An 11,074-nucleotide genomic window follows, 5' to 3' on the forward strand; every position below is an offset into this window, starting at 1 on the left:
CTGGTGGCTACGATGAACCAGAAATCCTCCCTCCGCAAAATCCCCCTGTTTGTCTCACAGGCCCTGACGGCGAACACAGCGTTTCAACGTCGTCGTCGGTGAGAAGCTGCGCGACACGATCGCGCCGGTCCATCGGCAGGATCGCCGCGAGCGTGTCGAGCTGCAGCGCGCGACGGGTCTCGGGGTCAACGCGACGCGTGGCAGGAACGTCGACCATGGCGCCCCTCAGAAACCGTAGGTCCGCTCTGCCCACCGAAGCAGCACGCGCGCGTCGCGATCCGGCAGCCGCACGCGCTGATCCCGCAGTCCCGCGGCGATCGCTTGGCCGACATCGGGGTCGACCCAGTGGCCGTGGGTCATCAGAAAGAACCAGCCAAAGGGCAGCCCGACCTCACGGTCGACGGCCTCGATGCGGTCCATCAGGATATGGACCGAGGCGTCCGGCGTCGGGAGAAGCCGCTCTTTGGGCGGCCGCAAGGGCCGGGGAATGAAGCCGACCTCGCGCTCGCCCTTGTAGGTGTAGTCGCGAGTATCCAGCGCCCAGTGCGCGAAGACGCGCTGCGATCCGGCGCTTGACTCTTCCCAGTCCCGGAAGAACCGCAGCTCGCGCGGTACGAAGTCGAAATAGTCCGGCACCAATTCAAGGAAAGGGGTTTCGCGTGTGGTCCCGCGCGGCCCGGTTTCGCGGACGACCCGCCGCTCCAGCTCGGGCCGCTTCGCCTCGCGTTTGTCGCGCTCGACGCGGCCGCAGCGATCAAGGAAGCTGCGGACATGGACGAAGGCGCCGCCGGCGCGATCAAGGAGGCGATAGACCGGACCGGCGAGGCGGTCCGTCTCGGGCAGGGGATCTCGGCTAGGCCAGCTTGGATCGAACAGCTGCTCTTCACTGAAAGGACAATAGTTCGGATTGACGATCGGACCGGCCCGCCACTCGATTTCACGGCCGAGCGCCAACTGGATGTAGTCGGCGACGTCTGGCCCGGTCAATGCGAAAACGAAGGCGCTGGTGCCCCGCCATTCCGTGATCTGCAGGTCGGTCGCTTTCAGGCGCGTCCAGAGCGCTCGGATATTGCCGTTGTCCTTCGCTAGCTCGGCCGTCATCCATGGCCGCAGCTCGCCGAGCCGCGTCCCGTCCGGTTGGATGACCGAGCGGGTGTCGCGCCAGTAATCGTCGTCGACGTGGGCGAGGCTGAAGTCGAAGCCCGGGAAGGCCGCGGCGAGGGCAGGGATGAGGTCCGCGTCGGCCGAGGCGGGATCGAGTCCCGCCAGGGCGGCCTTGATCGAGGCGGTATCGGGAAGACGAAGAGGGGGGACGTTCATCGAAAGCTAACCATAAATCGAAGCCTCCGTTGAGACTTTACGGGGCATTCCAGCGAATTTGGTGAGAATTCCCGGGCCTTCACGCGGTGTATCCTGAATGTTATATAAGGATACACAAAGCAAGCTAGAGGAGTGGCCGATGGCCTTCCACATCAAGAATCCGGAGACCGACGCCTTGGCCCGCAGGGTCGCGGCGCTGAAGAAAATCGGCCTGACCGAAGCCGTCCACACGGCGCTCGCCCATGAGCTCGAGCGCGAGCAGGGCAAACCATCCCTGGTCGACCTGGGCGTGCAGTTTTGTCGCGATCTGAGGGCCAAGGGCAATCCGCAAAGCGGCAAAGCCGCCGACAAGGCCTTCCGCGACAGCCTGTACGAGGATACTTGATGTTCATCGACGCCTCTGCGCTGACCGCAATGCTGACCGATGAGGACGAGGCGCGGGAGCTGCTGGCGCGCGTGCAGCAGGCCGCGACGCGGCTGACCTCGCCGCTGGCGGTGTGGGAGGCGGCGATCGCTGTCGCCCGCGTGCTCGATCTTTCGATTGCCGAGGCGGCCGAATCGGTCGAGAGCTATCTCGCGCTGATGGAGATCCGTATGGTGAACGTGGCGCCTGAAACCGCCCGCATCGCGCTCGATGCCTTCGACCGCTACGGCAAAGGCCGGCACCCGGCCCGACTGAATTTTGGCGACTGCTTCGCCTACGCCTGCGCCCGTCACCTTGGGGAGCCGTTGATGTTTAAGGGCAGCGATTTCCCGCAGACCGACATCGAGGCAGCCTGATTGTTCGAAGATGGTGGTCAGTACAAAGCGGACTGAAGGAGGTGTCATGCACGATGATTCGAAGCTATCCAGCGCGCCTCCGGCCGCACCGGACGGCGGCGAGTTCGCCGAGAGAAAACCGCTCCTCGACGGCGATCGTCGGGACGTCCGGACCGTCGATCTGACCGACGAAGACATTGCCGCGATCGTGGCCAGCGAGATGGCGCCAGGCTTCGAGCATCTCAATGTCGAGGTCGAGGAAAACTGAAGCCGCAGGCGGCGCCTGGTCGTGCCCGGGGAAGGGGAGGGAGCTGGCAGCGGACGCGTCCTCTCGTCGATGGGAAGCCCGCCGGCGGTGATTTGCCGGGCTGACGGCCGCCAGAATCGCCGATTTGAGATTCTATGTCCAACACTATCGATAAGGGGTGGTTATCGATAGTCAGAAGGATACGCGAGAGGGCATCGCTATGACGGAAGCTAAATCCGTGTTAGCTTCCGTTACGGCGATTCCCGTTAAGGTTATCAAAACCTTGCTGTCCTCCTACCAGATCCCCGATCCGCTGCCGTGGACCCAGCTCGCCGCCCCGCTCGCGGCCTCCGAGGACACGCTCGCCCGGCTCGACGAGCGGCTCGCCAAGAGCCCGATTCGCGACGGCTGGATCGCAAGGACTCATTTCAGCGATGCCGCGGCCTGCCTGTGGCTGGAGGGCGAACTCGTCCACCTCGAAGATCTGGTTCTCCACGACGCCGGCATGGACGTGCGCGCTCCGACCCATGAGCTGATCCGCGCGCACGCCGTGCTCCGTGCCCGCCGGCGCATCGCCACCGCGAAGCCGGACTGGGCGCTATCGCGCACCGGTCTGGCCAGCTTGCGCGGGCGGGACGGGAAGGGCGATGGGGACGAGGGTATAGAAGAGGATATCGATGCGCCCGACGACGCCATCGAGGGGATCGAGGAAGCGGAGCCCAGCGGATCGTTGCATGACACCGACCCCCGGCTTGCGGCGGCGTTCGCCGCAGTGGACGCCGCAAACGCCAACGCCGCTCGGACCCTTGCGGGGAAGACACGGGCCGGGCTGGAGCGTGACCCGCTGGTCTACGATCTCGACTGGGACGAGGACGCGCGGCTCGATGAGTGGCGGGCCGTGGTCGAGCAGACCCGTACGCTGCCGCCGACCCTGGCGGCGGCGATCGCCGCCGAGGCCTGGAGCGCGATCGCGCCTTTGCAACACACACCCTGGCTCGGACGTTTGCTCGCGGCGAGCATGCTGTGCGCGCGGGCCAAGACCCGCTGGCACTTGCCCTGTCTCCAGGAGGGACTGAAAGCAATCCCACTCGAGCGGCGGCGGCCGCGCAATCCAGCCAGCCGCCTAGCCGTGCAACTTGAGGCGATGACGGCGGTTGCCGCGGCCGGGCTGAAAAACCATGACCGCTGGCTCACTGCTCGCACCCTGCTTGTTCGGAAGCTCGACGGTCGCCGCTCCACCTCGCGGCTGCCCGCACTGGTCGACTATGTGTTCACCCGTCCGCTTGTATCTGCCGGCATGATCGCCGGGAGCTCGGCATCACGGCGCGCGCCGCCCAGGACCTGGTTGGCGAGCTCGGATTGCGGGAGGCGACCGGGCGAGGGCGGTATCGGGCGTGGGGGATCCCATGATAGTTGAGATGACGGGGAGCGCCCCGCGCCGGGAACGTTGTCACCGCCCTCTCTTTTCTGTGATGTGGGTCAGCCGCTTCGCCATTGTGGGTGTCAAGCGGCCGCCCAAAATGTTAACCAATCCTGCCGTATTGATTTGCGATTTTCGGATGTAGCGCGCGGTGGCCCGAAGCGATCTCCTTCTCTCCATTGTCCGCGCCGGCGCGACCGGCGACCGCACTGCGCTGCGCTCATCGGTGGAGGCCATCGTCGCCGAGGAACGCGGCAAGAATCATCACATCCTTGCCGACCGTCTCCAGCGGGCGTTGAACGCCGTCACTGTCAGTCCGCCGGCCACCCAGCCGTCGGCGAGCCAATCAGGCAAGGACACCATCCTTGAGAGCACACCTCGACGGCGCCTCGAGGAACTGATCCTGCCGCTGCCCGTCAACGAACAGGTCAAACAGCTTGTCGAGGAACAACATCGGGCCGACCTCCTGCGTGCCCATGGTATGCAACCCAGACACCGCGTGCTGCTGTCGGGGCCACCGGGCAACGGCAAGACCTCTGTTGCAGAGGCGATCGCCGAGGCTCTGGCGGTGCAGTTCTTTACGGTCCGCTACGACGCGCTTGTTGGCTCATATCTCGGCGAGACCAACAGCCGCCTCGCAAGGTTGTTCGACTACGCCCGGACAGTTCCGTGCGTGCTGTTCTTCGATGAGTTCGATTCGATCGGCAAGGAGCGCGGCGACGTCCATGAGACCGGCGAAATCAAACGCGTCGTATCCTTCCTATTGATGCAAATCGATCAATTGCCGAGCTATGTGGTAACCGTCGCGGCGACGAACCACGCCGAATTGCTGGATCGCGCGGTATGGCGGCGTTTTCAACTGCGGCTCGCGCTGCCGCAACCCTCGCTCGATGCTCTTTCTGTATTTCTCGATCGCCAGTTCGAGGCTTGGCCGGAACCGGCTGGTATCGAAGCTGGCAAACTCGCCGCCAGCCTGGGACACATCAGCTTCGCGGAGGCCCTCGAATTCTGTCAGACCGTTCGGCGCCAACACATTCTCGCCCTCGGCAACCGCGCGCTGAGGGACATCGTGAGCGAGCAACTCAATCTCTGGACCGCCAGAGTCGCGCCGGAAGAAACCGATGCCACACGACCCGGAGAAACCTCTCCTTCGTCTAAACGATCCGAAAGACACCGGAAGGCGCCGGTCGGGAGGCGGAGGCAGCCAAGCACGGACGTTTGATCGTGCCGCGCAGGGGCGGGCGCATGGTCCAGTTTTTCAGCGCCTGCAGACGATCCTCAATCGACCAGATGCCGCGCTGCAGTTGCGTGCCGACGCCAACTCGTTGGCACCGGAGCGACTCCTGGTGTTTGAGGTCACCGGCTCGATTCAGAATTTCCTCAACGCTGTATCGCGAATCGCAGGACTTGAGTTCGCAGGCGAAGAAGAATTAGCCGCCGACGAGTTCGACGATAATCCCGAGTTCTATCTTCTCGTCCCGCAGCTCGACGCGCTGCGGGAAATCGTCTCCCTTTGGCAAGGCTGGCAACGAACCGGCTCAGTGCCGCGAAACTATGGGCCGTGGCGACACTTGTTCGCCCAACTGCGGAGCGTGCGCCCGTGGGGCCCGGCAGACCGCGTCTCACCGCAGAACCGCGAGTATTTTCGTCACAGCATAGACGGCGCACCTGATAACGAGCTGGTTCGGATCGAAATCGAGCTGGTGTTTCGCGCGGGAGGCGATGTCGCTCAGGTCGCCGAAGCTACCGTGGCAGAGCGCATCAGGCAAGGTGGCGGCGCGGTCATCGATCGATCCCGCCGCCCGGAATTTGCCTATCACGCCGTATTGGCCGACGTCCCCGCAGGAGAAATCCGCCGCATTGCCGACCTTGATCCCGCCTCGCTCGCAGGCGCGGATCCGGTGGCTTCGATCGTGCCGCAGAGCCTTGGTACCCCGATCGAGGCAGCAGATCGAACACCCGTGGATCAGGCGAGACCAGCCGCGCGGCTTGACGATCCGATCGCCGCGATCTTCGACGCGGTTCCAGTTCAGGCGCATCCTCTCTTGGCTGGTCGGCTCGCGATCGACGATCCCGCCAATCTTGAGGCGAGGGCTGTAGGCCCCCGCGTGCATGGCACCGCTATGGCTTCGATTGTACTCCATGGGGACCTCAACGATCCGCCGAGTCCGATCAGTCGGCGCGTCTACTTCCGGCCAGTGATGTACGCACCGACATTGGGAGATGAGATCTTCGACAACGATAGGCTGGTGGTCGACGTCATCGTCGACGCCATCATGCGGATGCGCGCCAACGGCGGCGCGAACGTCATCGTGGTCAACCTTTCGCTGGGCGACCAGACGAAGCCGTTCGCAGGAAAGATTTCGACCTGGGGACGGGCCTTGGATCATCTTGCTTTCACCTACGGCATCCTTTTTCTGGTGAGCGCCGGCAACGTCAATGATGGAATTCCGCTCGCAGAATTCGCAAATGGAGCCGCTTTCGAGGCCGCTACAACGGCGGCGCGCGCGGAAGGAACATTGCGGGGAATTGATGCCATGAAGGCAGACCGCAGGCTGCTGGCGCCGGCAGATAGTCTAAACGCACTTACGATTGGTGCCTGGCATCGCGATGCGTCGACCGAAGTCTTCCGCGGCGCGAGCCCCTTCGTTCCTTATGACGGCGAGGAGATGCCGAACCTGTCGTCGCGCCTCGGACCTGGTCTGCGCCGTAGCACCAAGCCTGACGCGCTGTTCGCCGGTGGCCGACAGCGCGGGCGTCTTGATCCGGTCGCCGCACCGCCGATCCTGTTGAGCCATCCGCTCCCAAGCCGTTTTTGGGGGCTGAAGGTGGCGGCTCCGCCGGAAAACGGGACGATGGGACTGCATTTCACGATGGGCACGAGTGCCGCCACGGCGCTCGCGACCCATTCGGCGCATCGCATTTTTGATGCACTCGAGGAGGCCTACCCTGACGTGCTGGCAGGAATGTCGCTGCCGCAACGCGCCTGTTTATTGAAGACTCTACTCGTCCACACGGCCTCGTGGCGGGGCTCGGAAGCCTTTATTCGCTCGGTCATTGATTCCGATGAAGCGATGCATCATGAGCATTGGCGTCGCGAAGTGTGCCGTCATCTTGGATATGGGTTCGTCGATCCTGACGATGCAATCGCCTGCGCGGGGGACCGGGCGACGATGTGGGCCACGGGCACCATTGAACCCGAAGGATCGATGACATTCGACGTTCCGCTTCCCGCCATTTTTGGCAGCAATGCCAACCCGCGAGAAGTGCGGGCTACGCTCGCCTGGCTTGCGCCAACGCGGCCAGGCTATCTTGCGTATCGAGCGGTCAAGCTGCGGATTCCGTCGTTCCAAGCCGATGCTCTGGAAATGGCCGGCATCGATACGGTCACCGGACAGCCCACGAACAGCCAGTCGGAGAGTGGCACGATTGTTCATCGCCGTTGGCGGGACGAACGGATCGGCACAGGCGCTGCAACAATTCCTGTGCACGTTCAGCGAGAGCGAGATCAAGGTGTACCGATCGACGAGCCTATTCCTTTCGGGCTGACAGTCACGGTCGAGATGCCCGGCGCTGTCGGGGTTTATGATCAGATATTGCCAAGCATCCAAGTGCAGCCGCGTACTCGGGTCCGCGCTTGATGAGCTATTACATCCGCATAAAGGCAGCTGTCGTGCGGAAGTGACTTCCAGTTCGCGGGTCCGGTTCGCGCGAGGCGCTCGACCGGACGCTATCTGCTTGGAGGATCCTTTATATCGGCGGAGTGGCTGCCGGTCAGCAGGCGCGCGATGAATTCATGCGCGCTGGCGAGTTGTGCTGCCTCCTCAATCTCGGCCTGGCTGGCGCCGGGCTGGCCGTAAGCTATGTTCTCGGCTAGCGTTCGGTGGAACAAGAGGCATTCCTGCTGCACAACCGCAATCTGAGAGCGCAGCGAAGCCTGCGTCACCTTCGAAATGTCTTGCTCATCGATCTGGATCCGACCGCCGTTCACGTCGTAAAGCCGCTGGATGAGCTTCACAAATGTGGTCTTGCCGGAGCCGGAGGGGCCGACCAGACCGACCCGTTCGCCGGCCTTTATCGACACTGAGAAGTCCCTGAAGAGCGGCAATCCATCATTTCCATAGTGGAAATGGACTTTCTTAAAATCGATGCGATCTTCATGATCCGGATCTGCTTAGCCTCGGGACAATCAGCAATGTCGAGCGGCTGGCTCTGGATATAGACCAGCTCCTCCATATCATTCACTGAGCGCTGCACGTTGCGGACGTGCATGCCCACGTCGCGCAGGTAGCCCTGCAGCACAAAGTAAGAGGTAAGCACGAGGGCGATATCGCCCGCGGTTGCCTGGCCGCGTGAGCACAGAAGCAAGGCATAGCAGATCACCGCCGCCCGGAGCGCGAGCAGAGTTACGCCTTGCATCGTGCCGCTGATCGCTCCACGCACCCAGCTCCGACGCATCCGACGTCGCCACTTCGCGATGACCTTTGCGAGGCGCTCGTTTTCCCGTTGTTCGGCTGCGAAGCCTTTGACCACCGGGTTGCAACTGATCGCGTCGGCGAGCGCGCCGCCAAGCCTGCTATCCCAGCTGTTCGCAAGGCTCGCCGACGGCGCGATATATCTGAGTGATAGCGTGATCGTCAATCCGACATAGGCGAGAGAGCCGCAGGCAATGATAAGGCCCATCATCGGCCAGTGCCAACCGAGCAGCACGGCCGAACCGATGAGCATGATGAGCGAGGGGAACAACGCGATGAGGATCGTGCTGTTCAATAGGTCGAGCGCGCCCATGCCGCGCGTGATCTGGCGTACCGTCGAGCCGGTGAAACCGTTGGCATGCCAACCGGTCGAAAAGCGCTGGACCCGATCAAATGCGTCGCTCGAGATGCCGCACAACATCTTCAGCGTCAGATCGATGATGCAGCTTCTCGATCTCGCGTTCGCGAGCCTCCTCACTGTCCCGCCCGACACCCGCGTCAAAGGCCCGCGCCGCCTGTTTCAGCAGTTGCTTCTTCCAGGCATAGATCTGGTTCGGGTGAACTTCATAGCGCTGGGCCAGATCGGCCACCGTCGCCTGCTCCCGCATGGCTTCTAGCGCCATCTTTGCCTTCAGTGCCGCGTCGATCTTGCGTCTCGTTTTCGTCGTCATCATGCGCTCCGTCTATCAAACGGAGCAGCCCCTTCCAACTAAGCACGCGGTCCCAAAATCGGGGTCCATTTCACACCCCGGCCTTCAAGGCGAAGGTGCCGCTCTCCGCCGTGAAGGGCGATCGAACGCTGGCTCAGCTTACCGAGCAGTTCGACGTCCACGCAAGAGCAGGCCTTTGTCGTTCACTTGCTCCGCTTAGTTGTCGGCATTGAGACCGAATGCCAGAAACCTCACACACATGCGCCGCGACGAAGCGTCTGCTGAGCCTGCGAATTCACTTCGGCACGCGATTTGCTCTGTTCACGGCATAGTCGCCAATCGCACTGCGATGGTCTTCGGGACGGACCGCCGCATTCGCGTCTGGTCCCCTCCGACGGTTTGCTGTGGCAATGACTTGGCGCTCGGTTGTGGACCGAGAAAATGCAGGGAGGTGTTGGATGCGATCTGGAGTTCTTCTTTTGGGAGCCACAACAATTGCGCTCGTCGCGAGCGGTGCAACTAAAGCGGCAGACCTTGAGCCAGGAGTGAAACCGCCACCGGCGGAGTGGGACTGGTCCGGAGGCTATATTGGCGGACAGGTACGGTCGAACCTCCTTCACCAATCCCTGCGGTCAGTCGATCTATAGCGATGCCGACAGGTTCGATGTCGCCCGGCACAACCCGCACCTGTCGATTGGCCAAGGGCCGCATTTCTGCTTGGGCTGCGCTGGCGCGCCTGCAATTGCGATGCGCCTTTCCCGCGCTGTTCGTGCGACTGGAGGATCTAGCGCTGATCATCGCCGCGGAGGACGGCGGCTACATGCCGTCTTACGTCATTCGCTGCCCGCAGCGCCTGCCGGTCACCTTCGCCCTTCCATCGCTTAGAGAGTGAAGTGCCACCATGTCCGAACAACAACCCTTGCCGACGCTGCCGATGTGGCGCGTCGATCACATCGAGCCCTCGCCCGAGATGTTGGCGCTACGCGCCAACGGTCCGATCCACCGCGTGCGCTTCCCCTCCGGGCACGAAGGCTGGTGGGTGACAGGCTACGACGAGGCTAAGGCGGTGCTGTCCGACGCGGCGTTCCGGCCCGCGGGAATGCCGCCGGCGGCCTTCACCCCGGATTCGGTGATTCTCGGTTCGCCGGGGTGGCTGGTCTCGCACGAGGGGGGCGAGCATGCCCGGCTACGCGCGATCGTGGCGCCGGCCTTCAGTGACCGCAGGGTGAAGCTGCTCGCGCAGCACGTCGAAGCGATCGCCGCGCACTTGTTCGAGACGCTGGCGGCCCAGCCCCAGCCCGCCGACCTGCGGCGCCACCTCTCCTTTCCGCTTCCGGCTATGGTTATCAGCGCGCTGATGGGCGTGCTCTACGAGGATCACGCCTTTTTCGCCGGGCTATCCGACGAGGTGATGACGCACCAGCATGAAAGCGGCCCGCGCAGCGCTTCGCGCCTAGCCTGGGAAGAACTGCGCGCCTACATTGGCCGCAAGATGCGGAACAAGCGCCAGGATCCGGGCGACAACCTGCTGACGGATCTACTTGCGGCGGTCGACCGCGGCAAGGCGAGCGAGGAAGAGGCGATCGGCCTAGCGGCGGGCCTGCTGGTGGCGGGGCATGAGAGCACCGTCGCGCAGATCGAATTCGGCCTGCTGGCCATGTTTCGCCATCCGCAACAGCGCGAACGCCTGGTCGGCGATCCATCTCTGGCGGACAAGGCGCTGGAGGAAATCTTGCGCATGTACCCGCCGGGCGCGGGCTGGGACGGCATCATGCGCTATCCAAGGACCGACGTGACGATCGCGGGCGTGCATATTCCCGCGGAGAGCAAGGTGCTGGTCGGCCTGCCGGCGACGTCGTTCGATCCGCGCCATTTCGACGATCCGGAAATTTTCGACATCGGACGCCGCGAAAATCCGCACCTGGCCTTTTCCTACGGGCCGCACGCCTGCATCGGCGCGGCGCTGGCCAGGGTGGAACTCAAGGTTGTGTTCGGTTCGATCTTCCAGCGCTTTCCCGCGCTGCGCCTGGCCGTGGCGCCCGAAGAACTGAAATTGCGCAAGGAGATCATCACGGGCGGGTTCGAGCAGTTCCCGGTGCGGTGGTGATGCGCGGATGCCGCCGGGGATCGCGATCTTCTCCGCAATTTGCCGGCGCGCATGGCGCGCGCCGATCAGCCAGCCAACAGGTAACCAGGATGGACG

General features: G+C 63.4%; 9 protein-coding genes and 3 pseudogenes. 8 read left to right on the forward strand and 4 right to left on the reverse strand.

Annotated features, from left to right (window positions below; translation table 11 throughout):
• Positions 1-76: 76 nt before the first annotated feature.
• Positions 77-217, reverse strand: a pseudogene (locus QJT82_RS44165) (integrase); the annotation flags it as partial.
• A gap of 8 nt (positions 218-225) precedes the next feature.
• Entirely contained in the window at positions 226-1,320 is a 1,095-nt protein-coding gene (locus QJT82_RS44170) for a hypothetical protein (RefSeq protein ID WP_016841920.1), read from the reverse strand.
• Positions 1,321-1,459: 139 nt separating this feature from the next.
• Between QJT82_RS44170 and QJT82_RS44175 the strand changes: the two genes are divergently transcribed.
• The 6 genes and pseudogenes from QJT82_RS44175 to QJT82_RS44200 all read left to right on the forward strand — a co-directional run bounded on the left by QJT82_RS44175 (position 1,460) and on the right by QJT82_RS44200 (position 7,387).
• Entirely contained in the window at positions 1,460-1,705 is a 246-nt protein-coding gene (locus QJT82_RS44175) for a type II toxin-antitoxin system VapB family antitoxin (RefSeq protein WP_016841921.1), read from the forward strand.
• Positions 1,705-2,100, forward strand: a complete 396-nt coding sequence (locus QJT82_RS44180; protein WP_016841922.1) for a type II toxin-antitoxin system VapC family toxin — start codon at positions 1,705-1,707, stop codon at positions 2,098-2,100. Before QJT82_RS44175 ends, QJT82_RS44180 begins: the two co-directional genes overlap by 1 nt.
• A gap of 46 nt (positions 2,101-2,146) precedes the next feature.
• Positions 2,147-2,347, forward strand: coding sequence for a hypothetical protein (locus QJT82_RS44185; RefSeq protein ID WP_016841923.1), 201 nt, complete (start codon positions 2,147-2,149; stop codon positions 2,345-2,347).
• Positions 2,348-2,546: 199 nt separating this feature from the next.
• Positions 2,547-3,736 (forward strand): annotated as a pseudogene (locus QJT82_RS44190) (RHE_PE00001 family protein).
• 161 nt (positions 3,737-3,897) lie between these two features.
• The gene (locus QJT82_RS44195; protein WP_028344172.1) at positions 3,898-4,968 is read left to right on the forward strand and encodes an ATP-binding protein; all 1,071 of its coding nucleotides are present in this window, start codon (positions 3,898-3,900) and stop codon (positions 4,966-4,968) included.
• Positions 4,868-7,387: a S8 family peptidase gene (locus QJT82_RS44200; RefSeq protein WP_077231170.1), complete on the forward strand. Its 2,520-nt coding sequence runs from the start codon at positions 4,868-4,870 to the stop codon at positions 7,385-7,387. Before QJT82_RS44195 ends, QJT82_RS44200 begins: the two co-directional genes overlap by 101 nt.
• A 137-nt stretch (positions 7,388-7,524) precedes the next feature.
• Here the strand turns inward: QJT82_RS44200 and QJT82_RS44205 are convergent.
• Positions 7,525-8,663: pseudogene (locus tag QJT82_RS44205) on the reverse strand (ABC transporter ATP-binding protein); the annotation flags it as partial.
• On the reverse strand, positions 8,611-8,895 hold the full coding sequence (locus QJT82_RS44210; RefSeq protein ID WP_038374463.1) for a transposase: 285 nt from the start codon (positions 8,893-8,895) through the stop codon (positions 8,611-8,613). The gene QJT82_RS44210 and the pseudogene QJT82_RS44205, both read right to left, overlap by 53 nt.
• Positions 8,896-9,520: 625 nt before the next feature.
• Here QJT82_RS44210 and QJT82_RS44215 point away from each other — a divergent pair.
• Positions 9,521-9,763, forward strand: a complete 243-nt coding sequence (locus QJT82_RS44215; protein ID WP_245288903.1) for a cytochrome P450 — start codon at positions 9,521-9,523, stop codon at positions 9,761-9,763.
• A gap of 9 nt (positions 9,764-9,772) precedes the next feature.
• On the forward strand, positions 9,773-10,978 hold the full coding sequence (locus tag QJT82_RS44220) for a cytochrome P450 (protein ID WP_016841931.1): 1,206 nt from the start codon (positions 9,773-9,775) through the stop codon (positions 10,976-10,978).
• The last annotated feature ends 96 nt before the right edge of the window (positions 10,979-11,074 follow it).

Source organism: Bradyrhizobium sp. Mp19 (assembly GCF_029952935.1).
Lineage (GTDB): Bacteria > Pseudomonadota > Alphaproteobacteria > Rhizobiales > Xanthobacteraceae > Bradyrhizobium > Bradyrhizobium elkanii.